General features: G+C 68.2%; 15 protein-coding genes and 1 other RNA gene. 12 read left to right on the top strand and 4 right to left on the bottom strand.

Annotated elements, in window-relative coordinates:
- Positions 1 to 181 precede the first annotated feature (181 nt).
- Positions 182 to 1,969, top strand: coding sequence for an endonuclease (locus tag J7367_RS09500; RefSeq protein WP_057660362.1), 1,788 nt, complete (start codon positions 182 to 184; stop codon positions 1,967 to 1,969).
- A gap of 4 nt (positions 1,970 to 1,973) precedes the next feature.
- Here the strand turns inward: J7367_RS09500 and J7367_RS09505 are convergent.
- Positions 1,974 to 2,050, bottom strand: a non-coding RNA gene (locus J7367_RS09505) — sX9 sRNA.
- Between the two features lie 387 nt (positions 2,051 to 2,437).
- Here J7367_RS09505 and cutA point away from each other — a divergent pair.
- From cutA to accC, 6 genes are all read left to right on the top strand, one after another.
- Positions 2,438 to 2,770 (top strand): divalent-cation tolerance protein CutA, encoded by a 333-nt coding sequence (gene cutA / locus J7367_RS09510; protein ID WP_007964473.1) that lies wholly within the window; start codon positions 2,438 to 2,440, stop codon positions 2,768 to 2,770.
- Positions 2,771 to 2,775: 5 nt separating this feature from the next.
- Positions 2,776 to 5,094, top strand: coding sequence for a protein-disulfide reductase DsbD (locus J7367_RS09515; RefSeq protein ID WP_022558126.1), 2,319 nt, complete (start codon positions 2,776 to 2,778; stop codon positions 5,092 to 5,094).
- A 446-nt stretch (positions 5,095 to 5,540) separates the two neighbouring features.
- Positions 5,541 to 5,987, top strand: coding sequence for a type II 3-dehydroquinate dehydratase (gene aroQ / locus J7367_RS09520; protein ID WP_003483185.1), 447 nt, complete (start codon positions 5,541 to 5,543; stop codon positions 5,985 to 5,987).
- Positions 5,988 to 6,084: 97 nt separating this feature from the next.
- Complete coding sequence (gene accB / locus J7367_RS09525) at positions 6,085 to 6,576, top strand: acetyl-CoA carboxylase biotin carboxyl carrier protein (RefSeq protein WP_057660359.1); 492 nt, start codon at positions 6,085 to 6,087, stop codon at positions 6,574 to 6,576.
- 77 nt (positions 6,577 to 6,653) lie between these two features.
- Entirely contained in the window at positions 6,654 to 6,983 is a 330-nt protein-coding gene (locus tag J7367_RS09530) for a four helix bundle protein (RefSeq protein WP_099803537.1), read from the top strand.
- 42 nt (positions 6,984 to 7,025) lie between these two features.
- Positions 7,026 to 8,393, top strand: coding sequence for an acetyl-CoA carboxylase biotin carboxylase subunit (accC, locus tag J7367_RS09535; protein ID WP_007961984.1), 1,368 nt, complete (start codon positions 7,026 to 7,028; stop codon positions 8,391 to 8,393).
- A 368-nt stretch (positions 8,394 to 8,761) separates the two neighbouring features.
- On the opposite strand, the gene J7367_RS09540 is transcribed toward accC, so the two are convergent.
- Together J7367_RS09540 and J7367_RS09545 are read right to left on the bottom strand one after the other, a co-directional pair.
- Complete coding sequence (locus J7367_RS09540) at positions 8,762 to 9,127, bottom strand: hypothetical protein (RefSeq protein ID WP_057660357.1); 366 nt, start codon at positions 9,125 to 9,127, stop codon at positions 8,762 to 8,764.
- The gene (locus J7367_RS09545; RefSeq protein WP_057660355.1) at positions 9,124 to 10,053 is read right to left on the bottom strand and encodes a hypothetical protein; all 930 of its coding nucleotides are present in this window, start codon (positions 10,051 to 10,053) and stop codon (positions 9,124 to 9,126) included. Before J7367_RS09545 ends, J7367_RS09540 begins: the two co-directional genes overlap by 4 nt.
- Before the next feature lie 876 nt (positions 10,054 to 10,929).
- Between J7367_RS09545 and prmA the strand changes: the two genes are divergently transcribed.
- Positions 10,930 to 11,880 carry a 50S ribosomal protein L11 methyltransferase gene (prmA, locus tag J7367_RS09550; RefSeq protein WP_176215006.1) on the top strand — a complete coding sequence of 317 codons (951 nt, stop codon included), beginning with the start codon at positions 10,930 to 10,932 and terminating at the stop codon, positions 11,878 to 11,880.
- Between the two features lie 31 nt (positions 11,881 to 11,911).
- On the opposite strand, the gene J7367_RS09555 is transcribed toward prmA, so the two are convergent.
- Positions 11,912 to 12,421, bottom strand: a complete 510-nt coding sequence (locus J7367_RS09555) for a hypothetical protein (protein ID WP_057660352.1) — start codon at positions 12,419 to 12,421, stop codon at positions 11,912 to 11,914.
- Positions 12,422 to 12,564: 143 nt separating this feature from the next.
- On the opposite strand from J7367_RS09555, the gene J7367_RS09560 reads away from it, so the two are divergent.
- The 4 genes from J7367_RS09560 to fis all read left to right on the top strand — a co-directional run bounded on the left by J7367_RS09560 (position 12,565) and on the right by fis (position 15,030).
- Complete coding sequence (locus J7367_RS09560; protein ID WP_008571865.1) at positions 12,565 to 12,942, top strand: helix-turn-helix domain-containing protein; 378 nt, start codon at positions 12,565 to 12,567, stop codon at positions 12,940 to 12,942.
- A 176-nt stretch (positions 12,943 to 13,118) separates the two neighbouring features.
- Positions 13,119 to 13,265, top strand: coding sequence for a hypothetical protein (locus tag J7367_RS09565; protein WP_176215063.1), 147 nt, complete (start codon positions 13,119 to 13,121; stop codon positions 13,263 to 13,265).
- Between the two features lie 643 nt (positions 13,266 to 13,908).
- The gene (locus J7367_RS22520; RefSeq protein WP_081027943.1) at positions 13,909 to 14,652 is read left to right on the top strand and encodes a DUF3426 domain-containing protein; all 744 of its coding nucleotides are present in this window, start codon (positions 13,909 to 13,911) and stop codon (positions 14,650 to 14,652) included.
- A gap of 105 nt (positions 14,653 to 14,757) precedes the next feature.
- On the top strand, positions 14,758 to 15,030 hold the full coding sequence (gene fis, locus J7367_RS09575) for a DNA-binding transcriptional regulator Fis (protein WP_025981816.1): 273 nt from the start codon (positions 14,758 to 14,760) through the stop codon (positions 15,028 to 15,030).
- Positions 15,031 to 15,321: the final 291 nt, after the last annotated feature.

Below are 15,321 nucleotides of genomic sequence, written 5' to 3' on the forward strand. Positions count from 1 at the left end.
ATTGACGCGCTGCCGATGGCCCAGAACCGGAAGGCATGCCGGGGCGGCGGCGCTGAATGCCTTGCTGCCCCCGCAGGCCCGCGCGTTTCCGCCACGCTCTAGAAATGGAACCAGGTTCCATCGCTTGTCATGCGCGCGCCTTACAGTCGGGAACGCATTCCCCGATCACAAGGAGCTGTCGATGAGGTTGCCGTCCCGTTTCGTGTCCCTGCGTTGCACCCTTCCGCTGGCCTGCGCGTTTGCGCTCGGCGCCACCTCCGCCAATGCCGCGGTCTTCATCAACGAACTGCACTACGACGACGCGGGCGCCTCCGGCGACAGCGGCGAAGGCGTGGAAGTGGTGGCCACCGCCGGCGAATCGCTGAGCGGCTATCGCATTTACCTGTACAACGGCGCCGCCCCCGGTGCGGCAGTGGTGTATGCCAACACGGCGGTGCCGGCAGGCACGGTGGTGAGCTGCGGCAGCCAGGTGCGTATCGCCACGGTGAGCTACGCCAGCAACGGCGTGCAGAACGGCCCCAACGATGGCGTGGCGCTGGTCGACCCCAACGGGCAGTTGGTGCAATTCCTCAGTTACGAAGGCGCCATCACCGGCAGCGGCGGTCCGGCGGCCGGCGTGACCAGCCAGAACCTGCCGGTGAGCGAGAGCAACAGCACCGCGGTCGGCAGTTCGCTGCAACTGACCGGCACCGGCAGCAGCGCGGCCAACTTCAGCTGGGCCGGCTCGGCGGCGCAGACCTTCGGCGCCTGCAACCGCGGCCAGACCTTCGCCGGCAGCGACGGCGGTGGCAGCACCGGTGCGCCCACCATCAGCAGCACCACACCGACGCAAGGCGCCACCGGCTTCCCGGCCGCCGGCGATCTGGCCGTGGGCTTCAGCGAAGCGGTGACGCTGGGCAGCGGCGCGTTTGCGCTGAGCTGCGCCAGCTCCGGCAACGTGGCACTGACATACCCGACCAGCGGCACCCGCTTCACGCTGTCCACCAACACTGCCCTGGTCGGCGGCGAGCGCTGCGCGTTGGCCATCACCGCCAGCGCCATCCGCGATGCCAGCGGCCTGAGCCCGGCCGCCAACCAGTCCATCGCCTTCACCGTGGCCACCGCCAGCGGCGGCGCCGGTTACTACGCGCGGGTCAATACCGCCAACGCCAGCCAGCTGCGCTGCTCGCTGCACGCCACGATCAAGGGGCACACGGTCTACCCGTACAGCGGCAGCGGCACCAGCACCTGGACCATCTTGGAAATGGCCGACGAGGATCCCAACAACAGCGGCCGCATCCTGGACGCCTACCGCAACCGCAGCTACGCCAAGGTCAGCGACCGCGCCGGCACCGGCAGCGGGCTCACCTACAACCGCGAGCACACCTGGCCCAACTCGCTGGGCTTCGGCAGCGCCACCGGCGACCGCGGCCTGCCGTACGCGCCCTACACCGACACCCACATGCTGTACCTGACCGACACCAGCTTCAACGCCGACCGCGGCAACAAGCCCTATGCCACCTGCACCAGCAGTTGCGGCGAGCGGGTGACCGAGGTCAACGACGGCAGTGGCGGCGGCAGCGGGCGTTACCCGGGCAATTCCAACTGGGTCCGCACCCCCGACGGCAACAGCGGCACCTTCGAGGTGTGGGGCCGGCGCAAGGGCGACATGGCGCGCGCGGTGATGTACATGGCCATCCGCTACGAAGGCGGCCTGGATGCGACCACCGGGCAATCCGAGCCGGACCTGGAGCTCACCGACGACCGCAGCAAGATCGTGCAGACCGCGGCCTCGCCGGCGTACATGGGCCTGCTCTCCACCCTGCTGGCCTGGCACCAGGCCGACCCGCCGGACGATGCCGAACGCGCCCGCAACCAGGTGATCTTCAGCTTCCAGGGCAACCGCAACCCGTTCGTGGATCACCCCGAATGGGCCACCGCCAGCCTGTTCAACTCGGCCAGGCCGGCCAGTTGCCAGTTGGCCAACTAAGACCGGCTCACACAACGTCGCGGGCAGTCGCCAGGCGGGAGCGAACCGCGCGCTCGGAACCGCAATGTACGCGCGGTACATGTCGATTCCGGGCCCGACCGCACCCGCCTGGCGGTGAGCGCAGCCGTGTTGTCAGCGGTTCTGGGCTGCACCGCCCGGGCGGATGAGGCGCCGGGCCGGGAGCGGATCGCGCGGGGCGGCGCGTCCATGACCGGCCGCGCCGGGTGTCCGCACAGACGGCGCGCGTTGCCGGCAGGCACCACGGCGTTGATCCAGGCCCACTGGCCGAACCGAGTAGCCGCCCCGCCATGCACGGCGGCCGCAGGCGAATCCGAAAAAACTCGAGGCGCAGCACGCTGACCGCAGGGTCGCTTGAGCACGCCGCCTCACCCGAGCCACGAAGTTAACGGCTCGTTCCGGAATAGGCGGTCGATCCCCCGCAAACAGGGGATTACACTGCCGAGTCCAATGAGCGCACCTTCCCTCCATTTGTTATTGAGCACCTGCCCGGATGCCGACAGCGCCGAGCGCATTGCGCAGGCCTTGCTCGACGAACGGCTGGCCGCCTGCGTCACCCTTTCGCCCGGCGTGCAATCGCTGTACCGCTGGAACGGTGCGATCGAGCGCAGCACCGAGGTGCAGTTGCTGATCAAGACCTGGGACGACCGCCTGCCCGACGCCATCGCGCGGCTGCAGGCCTTGCATCCGTATGAACTGCCGGAGGCGGTCGCTGTCCAAGCCAGCGCCGGGCTGCCGGCGTATCTCGATTGGGTCCGGGCCGAAACCCGCAAGGAATTCTGACGTCCATGAAGTCTCTGTCTCGCTGGATCGCCCGCTGCGCGCTCTTGGCCGCCCCCTTGCTCGCCGCGCCGCTGGCGGTACTGGCGCCCGCCCCCGCGCAGGCCGCCGTGACCGAAGCCGACCTGCTGCCGGTGGACCAGGCCTTCGCGCTGAGCGCCACCGCCGACAGCCGCGACCGCATCGCGCTGAACTGGAAGATCGCACCGGGCTACTACCTGTATCGCCACCGCATCAGCGTCAAGGCCGGAAAGGGGTTTGCCGCAGGCGAACTGGCGCTGCCGGAGGGCGAGAGCAAGCACGACGAGTTCTTCGGCCAGGTGCAGACCTACCGCAGGCAACTGCAGGCCACCCTGGCCGGCAAGGCCGACCCGGCGGTGCAGACCGCCGTCCTGCAGGTGCAGTACCAGGGCTGCGCCGATGCCGGCGTGTGCTATCCGCCGCAGCGGCGCGAAATCCGCGTGGACCTGCCAGCGGCCGATGCCACCGGGGCGCAGGCCGCTGCTGCGCCACGCGAAAATCTGGGCGCGCTGGTGCCACGCAGCGCCGCCGGCCCGCGCCTGTTCGGCGCCCCCGGCCAGGCCGCCGGCGTGGACGCGTTGCCGCTGCCGGCCGAGCAGGCGTTCAACTTCGAAGCCATCGTCGGCGACGGCAACAGCCTGCTGCTGCGCTTCACCCCGGCGCCGGGCTATTACATCTACCGCGACCGCACCTCGCTGGCACTGGAAGGCGCCGGCGGCGTGCGCACCGGGCTGCCGCGCTGGCCGCAGGGCAAGGCCCACCGCGACGAACATTTCGGCGATGTGGTGGTGTATTTCGACCAGGCCGAAGTGACCTTGCCGCTGCTGCGCGATAAACCTGATCCGGCCCACGTGACCCTGGTGGCCACCTTCCAGGGCTGCCAGACCGACGGTATCTGCTATCCGCCGATGACCCGCCGCGTCGCCCTCGATGTGCCGGCCGGAACCGTGTCGCCGCAGAACCAGGCGCAGACTGCGCCGTTGATGATTTCGCCGCTGGCCGCGGGCCAGGCGCCGATCGAGCCCGCGCCTGCCGCCAGCACTGCCGGCCCGGTCGCCGATGCCTCGGCCGGCAATCCGGAACGCACGCCGCCGCCGCATACCGACAAGGGCCTGCTGGGCATGCTGGTGCTGGCGCTGCTTGGCGGGCTGGTGCTGAACCTGATGCCCTGCGTGCTGCCGATCCTGTCGCTGAAGGTGCTGGGCCTGGCGCACAGCGGCGAGAGCCGCGGCCACGCACGCAGCCATGCGATCTGGTACTCGCTGGGCGTGCTGGTGTCCTTCGCCGCCATTGGCGGGCTGGTGATCGGCTTGCGCGCCGCCGGGCAGGCCGCCGGCTGGGGCTTCCAGTTGCAGCAGCCGTGGTTCGTCGCGGCGCTGGCCTATCTGATGTTCGCGGTGGGACTGAGCCTGTCGGGCGTGTTCACCTTGGGCACCAACCTGGGCGGCATCGGGCAGTCGCTGGCCGCTCGCAACGGGCCGCTGGGCGACTTCTTCACCGGTGTGCTGGCCTGCGTGGTCGCCAGCCCCTGCATCGCGCCGTTCATGGGCACGGCGCTGGCCTACGCCTTCACCGCGCCGGCGTTGCTGGCGATGCTGGTATTCCTGGCGCTGGGCCTGGGCCTGGCGCTGCCGTTCCTGCTGATCGGCTTCGTGCCTTCGCTGGCGCGGCGCCTGCCCACCCCCGGCGCGTGGATGGAAACGCTCAAGCAGGTGCTGGCGTTCCCGATGTATCTCACCGCGATCTGGCTGCTGTGGGTATTGGGCAAGCAGCGCGGCGTGGATGCGCTGGCCCTGATGCTGGTCGGCGCCACCCTGCTGGCCCTGGGCCTGTGGTGCTTCGAGCGCAGCCGCTGGAAGAGCCACCGACTGGGCATGGGCCTGGCCGCGGCGATGCTGGTGCTGGCGCTGGTGCCGGTGGTCGCGGTCACGCGCCTGAGCCTGCCGGCGGCCACCGCGACCGAGGGCGTGGTGGCGTTCTCGCCGCAGTTGCTGGACCGCCTGCGTGCCGACAACCGCGTGGTCTTCGTCAACATGACCGCCGATTGGTGCGTGACCTGCAAGGCCAACGAAAAGAACGTACTGAGCAGCGCCGAATTCCGCGACGCGTTGCGCCGCGTCGATGCGGTCTACATGAAGGGCGACTGGACCAATGTCGACCCCGCCATCAGCACCTTCCTGGATCAGCACCAGGCCGTCGGCGTGCCGCTGTACGTGGTCTACGGCCCCGGCGCCCCACCGGCGATCCTGCCGACCGTGCTGACCGGCGCCATTACCGAAGATGCCTTGCTGCGCGCAGCGCGGTGAGGCGCGCCTTCGCTGCGGCTGGTGACCTCGGCGGCAGTCTGTTGGCGGGCTAGGTCGAAGATGTTGCGAACCCTGTAGACCGGCACCCGCGCCAAGCCGGACACTCACCGAATTGCTGCCGCCGGCACAACATTCTGACGCCCGACAGGAGAGGATGCCGACAGCAGCGATTACCGCGCGACCGGCCGGGATGGCGCCTCCATCGCGCCGGAGCGCAAACGCTGCGCGACGGGTGCGCACGGCCGGCTACCGGTTCGGCTCGCATCGGGCTGGGGCTATTCAGAGCCGGCACTATGACCTGTGGCGCCCTGATGCCTGCCACCATTCGCCACCGCCCAAACCACTCGAAATTTAAAACGATCGTTTCAAACAGACCTAAGTTCGTCGAACTGGACAGCATCGGCGACATCGCGCAGACTTCCGGCCTTTCCGCTCTTCCGGATCCCATGGCCCATCTGCTGCTGTTGCATGGCCCCAACCTCAACCTGCTCGGCACCCGCGAGCCGGAGGTTTACGGGCGTACCACGCTGGCGCAGATCGATGCGGCCCTGGTGGACCGCGCGCAAGCGGCCGGGCACGTGCTGCACTGCCTGCAGTCCAATGCCGAGCACGTGCTGGTGGAGCGCATCCACGCCGCGCGCGAGGACGGCACCGCCTACATCCTGATCAACCCGGCTGCCTTCACCCATACCTCGGTGGCGCTGCGCGATGCGCTGCTGGGCGTGGGGCTGCCGTTCGTGGAAATTCATCTGTCCAACCCGCACGCGCGCGAGCCGTTCCGGCACCACAGCTATCTCAGCGACAAGGCCGACGGGGTGATCTGCGGCTTTGGCGCAGACAGCTACCGGCTGGCGCTGGAAGCGGTGATCGCGCGCCTGGAGCGCGACGCATGACCCCTGCCGCATCGACCTCGGCCAGCGCGCCGGCGTCCTAATCCCATTCCGCCGGCATCCGCCGGCACTCCCCACCGTTTCACTTCCAGAGGCCCTTATGGATCTCCGCAAAATCAAGAAACTGATCGACCTGCTCGAAGAATCCAATCTCGCCGAAATCGAGATCAAGGAAGGCGAAGAAAGCGTGCGCCTGGCGCGCGTGCCCAAGGGCGCGGCCATGCTGGGCGCGCCGGTGCAGCAGCAGTACGCGCCAGCCCCCGCCGCCCAGGCGCCGGCCACTGCGGCCACCATGCCGATGCAATCGCCCACCGAAGCCTCCACCGGCGGTGCCAAGCAGGCCGCCGCACTGCCGGAAGGCCACGTGCTGCGCGCCCCGATGGTCGGCACGTTCTACACCTCGCCCTCCCCGGACAAGCCGGCGTTCGTGACCGTCGGCCAGCAGGTCAAGGTCGGCGATACCCTGGCGATCATCGAGGCAATGAAGATGTTCAACCCCATCGAAGCCGACGCCTCCGGCACCATCGTCGCCATCCTCGGCGAAACCGGCCAGCCGGTGGAATTCGATCAGCCGCTGTTTGTGATTGGCTGAAGCGCCGGGAATCGGGAGTGGAGAATGGGGAATCGGCAAAGCGGCCTCATGAACGTCTTGAGGCGTGGCGCGATTCCATGGAGTTGGTTGAAATGATCTATCGGTTTACCGATGTCTTTCCCGAGCAGGAACGCTACGGCTTGACGGCGCAGCTGCGCCGTGCGGCCGTCAGCGTTCCATCGAATATCGCCGAAGGTGCGGCGAGACGCTCCACTCCCGACTACGCGCGATTTCTCTCGATTGCGCGCGGCTCGCTCTCCGAACTGGATACACAGATCCAAATCGCCGTCCGACTGGGCTACAGCAATACCGAAGACGAAGACATCGTCAGCCGACAGGTCGACCAAGTCTTCGCCAAGCTCACTGCATTGATGAATGCCTTACGCAGACGCGGAGCCGCGCCATGAAGCCCGCATCTCCCCATTCCCCATTCTCGACTCCCTATTCCCATGCTCGATAAAGTCGTCATCGCCAACCGAGGTGAAATCGCGCTGCGCATCCTGCGCGCGTGCCACACGCTCGGCATCCGCACGGTCGCGGTGCATTCCACGGTCGACCGCAACCTCAAGCACGTGGCCATGGCCGATGAGTCGGTCTGTATCGGCCCGGCCGCCTCCAGCGACAGTTACCTCAACATCCCGGCGTTGATCGCCGCGGCCGAGGTGACCGATGCGCAGGCCATCCATCCCGGCTACGGCTTCCTCTCGGAAAACGCCGATTTCGCCGAGCGCGTGGAGCAATCGGGCTTCATCTTCATCGGCCCCAAGGCCGACACCATTCGCCTGATGGGCGACAAGGTGGAAGCGATCCGCGCCATGAAGGCTGCCGGCGTGCCGTGCGTGCCCGGCTCGGGCGGCCCGCTGGGCGATGACATCGTCGCCAACACCAAGGTGGCGCGCGAAATCGGCTACCCGGTGATCATCAAGGCCGCCGGCGGCGGCGGCGGACGCGGCATGCGCGTGGTGCATTCGGAGGCGGCGCTGAAGGCTGCCATCGAAACCACCAAGTCCGAAGCCAAGGCCGCTTTCAGCAACGATCAGGTCTACATGGAGAAGTTCCTGGAAAATCCGCGCCACGTGGAAATCCAGGTCCTCGCCGATGGCCAGGGCGGTGCGATCCATCTGGGCGAACGCGATTGTTCGATGCAGCGTCGCCACCAGAAGGTGGTGGAAGAAGCGCCGGCACCGGGCATCACCGAAGAACTGCGCAACGAGATCGGCAAGGTCTGCGTGGACGCCTGCATCCGCATCGGCTACCGCGGCGCCGGCACCTTCGAATTCCTGTTCGAGAACGGGCGGTTCTACTTCATCGAAATGAACACGCGTATCCAGGTGGAGCATCCGGTCACCGAGCGCATCACCGGCATCGACCTGGTATGCGAACAGCTGCGCATCGCCGCCGGCCACAAGCTGAGCATCAAGCAGAGCGACATCGTGTTGCGCGGGCATGCGATCGAGTGCCGTATCAATGCCGAAGACCCGGAAACCTTCATGCCGAATCCGGGCCTGATCACCGCGTTCCATCCGCCCGGCGGCCCGGGCGTGCGCGTGGATACGCACATCTACGCAGGCTACAAGGTCCCGCCGAATTACGATTCGATGATCGGCAAGCTGATCGTGCACGGCCCGGACCGCGAGACCGCGATTGCGCGCATGCGCGTGGCGCTGAGCGAGATGGTGGTGGACGGCATCAAGACCAACATCCCGCTGCAGCAGCGCATCATGCGCGACAAGGGCTTCCAGGCCGGCGGGCAGAATATCCACTACCTGGAAAAGCGCCTGGCCGAGCGCAAGAACAAGTCGATCGCGTTGACCTGATCGCGCCTGCCGCTGCAGCGATGAAGCAAAAAAGCCCGGGAAACCGGGCTTTTTTGTTGTTTCCCGGTGCATCGCGCCGACACTGCGTCGCGCCACCAGCCCTGTCGCCAGCCGGTCCATGCGTAGGAGCGCACCCGGGCGCGACCTGGCTTTATCGGTAAGCCCGGTCGCGCCCGGGTGCGCTCCTACAGAGCCCCAGGGTTCGACGCCCGGATGGGGCAGCCAGCGCTGGATCCGATCTGCAGACCCTCGGTCGTGTGCACACGTGAGAATGACGAAAGCTGCGGCCGCAGCTAGCCGCCGTCGCCGCCTGCGCTACCGCAGACGCAGCGGCTGCGGCAATGTCGATCTGCAACGCGCCGCACCGTTCACCGCCGCGGCGAAGGCGCCTGCTGGCTGCCGGGCACCGGCACGATGCCGCTGGCCGATGACGGGTCGACCACGGTCATGGTTTCGGTGGAACCGTCCGGCCACACCACCTGGAACGTGGAGCCAGCCGGCAAGGTGGAAAACGGCATGGCACTGCTGGCGCGGTACACCGCAGCGACCTGGCTTGCGCCATGCCGTCGCTGCTGTTCGTCGGCGGTGACGCTGGTGGATTTGACCGACAGCGGCTGGTACCGGTGATCGGCGGTATCGATCATCACGATGCTCACTGCCGCCGCCGAATACGCCACGAACAACGCCACCCATAACCAGAACTTGGCGCCATGCGCCAACCGACGGTAATTCATGACTGCGCTCCCGGATCGGAGACCAATGTATCGACCATCTCATCCACCCTGTCTGCTCCCTGCCGCGGCACCGCGGCATCGAATACGAACGACACGAAATCCTGTGCGCTGTCGCGCGAGCAGATGCCCGCGTTGGCGCAATAACTGGTGACCAAGGTGCTGCCGGCGCTGCAATCGAGCCCCAGCCGGCATGCAGCCACTTGCCAGGCCAGCTCGGCGAACTGATCGCCGGCCACATAGCCTTGCAGGCTGTCATCGCCGCTGGCCCGCGCGCCCATCGCCGGGGCCAGGGCCAGATAGGCCTCGGGATCGCGCGAGGCCAGCACGCGTTGCACCAGCGCGCGCTTGTAGCCGGGCGATGCCTGCAACGGTTCGCCCAACGCCAGCAGGGCGGCCTCGGCAGCCAGGCTGCCGGCGCGCGCCGCAGCCAGGCGTTGCTGCGCAACCATGCGCGGACCCAGCCCGTCGGCGGGGGCAAAGCCGGCGCAACGCTGCGCCAGGCGCTCGCGTGCGGCATGCATCGCTGCCACTCCCGGCGTGTGTTGCGCGGCGATCCATGCGCTGTCGGCGGCATAGCCGGACGGGCTGGCCGCATAGGGCGCGCAGTAATCGTAGACACGGCTCAAGCGCCACCCGGCCTGTGCATCGCCGGCACGCACCTGCTGCTGCAATTGCTGCGCGTGGCGATACAGATCCGGTTGCGCTTCCACCGCATCGCGATGCGGCAACTGCAACGCGGCGCTGTGCTCGGTCGCTGCGTGCGGCTGCGGTGTGGCAGCGCCAACCGGCGCCACCTGTGCAGCAACCGGCACCATGCGGTCGACATCACGCTCGGCAGGTTGCGCGCGCACATGCCACCACGCGGCCGCCGCAAGCGCAGCGGGAGCAAGCAGCAGCCAGAGATGGCGGGCACGAGCGAGCGGCATGGATGACGGCGACCCTGCTGCGGAACCACCCGCAGCGACGGCGCGGAGTCTAGCACCCACCCACGCGCACAGCCGCCGCCAAGCAGACGCTGCCAGTGGAGGTGTCGAGAATGGGGCGACATGCGTAACGGCCTGCGCGGACTGCACGTGAGTGGCGCGCTGCATGCGTTCGGTTGCGCTGTGCTGTGTGCTGTGTGCTGTGTGCTGCGCTGTGCTGTTTGCTTGTGCTGTGGTGTGTGTTGGTGCTGATGTTGCTCGGCTGCTTGCCGGCTTGCTGCTGCGTTGATCGGTTGCAAATTCCGAATGCGAGATCGATCTCGCAGGTTGCGCATCCGACAGCAGCGCATCTTGAAGAGAGCCGCCTCTGACCGAGCCTGCCAGTTGGCAACGTCGCCTCGCCGATGCGGCGGTGCCCAGTTGCAGCGCTGTCGTGTCATGGTGGACGCATCGCCCCACACGCATCGCGCTGCACGGCAGGACGGAACACGGCAGCACACAAGGCAGCTGCCTGCGCACGCGACTGCACATTTGCGCAAGGAAGCAACGTCTCGTCCCGGTTGCTCGACGCGGCCGTCGACAAGCCCGTGCTCGATCGCTCGACAGCATCATCGGTTCAGCGTCAAGTGCGGCGGCATCGGCCTACCGCCCTCCGCACGCAGGGCACCACATCCAACCGCAGATACGCGTCCATGCAGCGCCACACCAAGCGATTGTCCATTCGCCAGCAGCACGCCGTCCGCTTGGCAGCGGACGCATCTTGATCGGCAAGGCCATATTTCACCGCCTGCATGGGGAAGACACACCGCCCAGGTCGACGGCGCCTGCGTCATGCCGTCGCCTGCGGTGCGGCAGGCACGCCGGCACGAATGGTCTAGGATGCGTGCTTTCGAATTGCCCAACGCCACGATGCCGTTTCTTGAACTGACGCTTTCCTGTTCCGAGGTCACCCTTCCCCGTTTCCAGAACGCATTGGACGATGTGGGCGCACTGGCCGTGACCATGCTCGACGCCGATGCCGATACCAGCAACGAGCGCGCCATTCTCGAACCCGGTGTGGGCGAAATGCCGCTGTGGGACCGGCTGACAATGACCGCGCTGTTCGATGGCGACAGCGACGCGCTGGTGGTGCTGGCAGCGCTGGAAGCCTTCGATCCTGGCCTGGACTGGAGCCAGGTGGCGTTTCGCATGGTCGAAGACAGCGACTGGGAACGCGCCTGGATGGACCTGTTCAAGCCGATGCAGTTTGGCGAACGCATCTTTATCGTGCCGTGGAATCACGCGCTGCCCGAAGCCGCGGACAGCCCGCATGCCGCCGTGGTGCGGCTGGACCCGGGCCTAGCGTTCGGCTCGGGCACCCATCAAACCACCGCGCTGTGCCTGCGCTGGCTGGACAGCCTGGCCGGCAGCGGCGAGCTGCAGGGCCGCAGCGTGCTCGATTTCGGGTGCGGCTCGGGCATCCTGGCGGTCGCCGCGCTGAAGCTGGGCGCCAGCGGCGCGGTCGGCGTGGACAACGACCCGCAGGCGCTGCTGGCGACCGCCGACAATGCACAACGCAACGGCGTGGACGCGCAGCTGACGGTCTACATGCCGCAAGACGAACCGGTGCAGACCTACCAGGTGGTGGTGGCCAACATCCTGGCCTCGGCCCTGGACGCCCTGGCCGACACCCTGGCCGCGCGCGTGGCGCCGGGCGGACGGATCGCGCTGTCGGGCATCCTGCACGGCCAGGAAGACGACTTGCTGAAACGCTACGCCCCCTGGTTCGAACAGTTGCGCTGCGAACGCGACGAAGACTGGATGCGGATCGACGGCGTGCGCCGCGGCTGATCCGGCTGATCCGGCTGATCGTCCACGCCGGCTAGCGCTGTGGCCGGCCGGCGCGAATCTGCGCGGTGGTCACTGCATCGGCCACGCTGATCGCTCGCAACCGGGTCACCGGTTGCCAGCCGTTGCGGTGCAGCGCCGCCGTGCGCCACGGCCCGGCCTGCCGGGCCACCCAGACCCGCAGCAGCACCTCGGCCGCCAGCAACGCCGTCCAGGCCACGGGCGACCACGCCTGCACACCTGCAAGCGCCACAGCGCCGGCCCCCACAAACATCAGCGCGCTCACCGCCAGCAGCGGCCAGTGCCGCTGGCGTAGCGCCCAGACGCGCGGTGCCAGCGCTGCTGACCAGTGCGGACCATCGGCCACGGCAGTCCACTCGGCGCCACGCCGCCAGATCGCATACCGGGCCGCACCACGAAAACGCCTGACTGCAGGGTCCACCGGCGAATGGGCCGGCCACGGCGCGTCTGCGGGCGCGGCGGACGGGGGCGAACGGTGCCACTGGGGATCGGATTTCCGAACGGCGGGCTCGACCATGAACATCCTCCTTGAGTTCGCTGTGATGGGACCATCATGGATCGACAGACAGTATCGCAAACATATGGCTATATGAAAGTCATACGAACTATCTCCGGGCGCTGCTAGGGCTATATCTCCGGCCCCTGCCTGCCCTCCAACGGTGCCGTGTGAGCAAGCTGTACGAACGAGTACGCGAAGCCCGCAGCCTCACCAAGCTGACCCAGGAAGCCCTGGCCGGCGAGCTGGGTGTCACCCGCAGCGCGGTGGCGCAATGGGAGATGGCCGAAGGCACCGCACCGTCGGTGGAAAACCTGATCGGCCTGGCCAGGCGCAGCGGCATGGCGTTCGAATACCTGGCCACCGGCCGCGGCGACCGCGTGTTTGGCCCGCCGGTGTCGGCCATCGCTGAAGAACCGGCGCAGTACCGCCGCCTGGATGACCAGCAACGCGTGCTGCTGACGCGTTTCGACACCCTGACGCCGCGCCAGCGCGCCGGCCTGTTGGATCTGTTGCTGGCCGAAGGCAAGACGCGGCGCAGGCGGTGAATTGGGAATTGGGAATCGGGAATCGGGAATCGGGAATCGGGAATCGGCGAGCTGACGTGATCGGCGCCGAAATTCCAAGGCCGTGTTTCCGCTAGCTGTCGTCTCCTGATCCTGGATGCGCCTGGCCGTATTGGTCGGCTTGCGTAGATGTGGAGGCGGCCGTTATCGGAGAAGGCATGCGCTGCGCGCCTTGCGTCGACATCGGCGCAGACGGGGCCATGACCGTGTGGGCCGGAGACGAACACCTGCAGGCATGCGCGCTGCGGCTCGATCGCATCGCCATCGGCACAGGTTCGCCGGTGGACGTGCGCGTGGTTGAATAGGGGTCTTCCCGCTGCACGCCTGCCGATGTCCGAGACTCCGCCACCGCGCCGCCCCCTGGCCACGTTCCTGCGTGCGACGCCGGCTGCTCCGCCGCTGGTTCCGACCCCGGTGGTTCCGCCTGGGGAGCCGTGGGAGCAGGCCGCACCGGCCGCGGGCCCCGCGTTGCCGCCGGCAACACCGCCGCAGGTGGACGCGCTACCGGCGCCGCACGTGCCATCGCCTGCTGCAGCGGTGGCGCCATCGCCGCAGCGCGCAGCGGCTGCGCCCGGGCACGCTGGTCTCCAGGCGCCGGTGTCCGGCCAGCCGCAACTGCCCGCGCCCGGCAGCGCGATGCCGTCCGCTTCGGCGACCGCGCCCGCAACCGGACACGTCCCTGATGGGATGCTCGATCCATCTCGCCCGGTGTCGGCCGCCAGCGATGGCCAAGCGGGCGACGACGGGCTGGCCGCGGCCGGTGCTGACGCGCTCCAGGACCACACCGCGCGGACTGCACCTGCCCCGTTGCATTCCGCGCAGCAACGCGCGCTCCGTGCGTCAGCGCCTGCAGACCTGTCGTCTCGGGATGCAGCGGGTACGCCGAGCCCGCTGGCAGGCGAGGCTCCAGTCGCAACGCCAGCAGCGCCGGCGGGATCGACAGCGGCTGTGGCGACAGCGGCGGCCGCGACACAAGCCGACACCAGCGCCAGCGAGCAGACGGCGAACACACCCGAAGGCAGGCTGCAGCCGGGCCAGCCCTCCAGCCATCCCGACCCGGCAACCACCGAACTCGGCACGGGCAGCGCATCGGCAGGCGAGGACGCGCCGTCCGATGCCGGCGTCGCGCCGCCCCGCACCACCGCTGCGCAATTGCAGCCCTTGCCCACTCCCGCCTTGGCCGCGCCCGCCTTTGCGCGGCGTGGCATCGCCCGGCCGCGGCTGCGCGCCAGCGGGCGCCAGTGGGCGCTGCTGGTCGGGCTGGTCGGCGTGCTCGGAGTGCAGATCGTCATCGCCGACCGCGCGCACCTGGCCGCCAACGCCCGCTGGCGGCCGCTGGTCGGCACGGCCTGCACGCTGCCGCGCTGCAGCCTGCCGGCCTGGCGCGAGCCGGAGGCGCTGACCCTGCTCAACCGCGACGTGCGCCCGCTGCCTGGTATGGCCGGGGTGTTGCAGATCCAGGCCAGCTTCCGCAACGACGCGCGCTGGGCACAGGCCTGGCCGTGGCTGCAGCTGTCGCTGTCCGATGCCGACGGCCGGGTGATCGGCACCCGCATCCTGTCGCCGCAGGAGTATCTGGGACCATCGCCGCCTGTGCAGGACACGCTGGCGCCAGGTCAGGCAGTGCAGGTCGCGTTTCGGGTGCGCGAGCCGGCCGCGAGCACTGCCGCCTTCAGTTTCGACTTCCGGTGAACGGGCGCGACCGCCACATGGGCGTGGCGAGCGATCAGGTCACGCGCTAGACTCACTCCCCCTCGCCGGCCACGCGTCCCGGCTTCGTGACACTGGGAACCTCCTTTGAACGCAGCCCCCTCTCGTCCTGACACCAGTCGTGGCGCCCCGAAGTCGCCCCTGCGCGAACACGTGGCCCAGTCCGTTCGCCGTTATCTGCGCGACCTGGACGGCAGCGACGCGGACGATGTTTACGAAATCGTGCTGCGCGAGATGGAGATCCCGTTGTTCGTGGAAGTGCTCAACCATTGCGAAGGCAACCAGAGCCGCGCTGCGGCGCTGCTGGGCATTCACCGGGCGACCTTGCGCAAGAAGCTCAAGGAGTACGGGCTGACGTAGGCCCGGGATTCGGGATTCGGGATTCGGGATTCGGGATTCGGGATTCGGGATTCGGGATTCGGGATTCGGGATTCGGGATTCGGGATTCGGGATTCGGGATTCGGGAATCGTAAAAGCGTGCTTCTGCCAGACGGTGCGGGCACGGGTTCCCGGTCACGGCGTGGTTTCGTGCGGGTCAGCCTTCCGGTTGGCCAGACGCGGCGGCCGACCGACGCGCTGCGCAGATCCGATGCTGCAGGTGCCAACGGCACGCGATGCACATGTTGCGATCTTCTGACGAGCAATGTTGCA

Origin of the sequence: Xanthomonas sp. D-36-1, assembly GCF_017746155.1 — a bacterium.
Lineage (GTDB): Bacteria > Pseudomonadota > Gammaproteobacteria > Xanthomonadales > Xanthomonadaceae > Xanthomonas > Xanthomonas cissicola.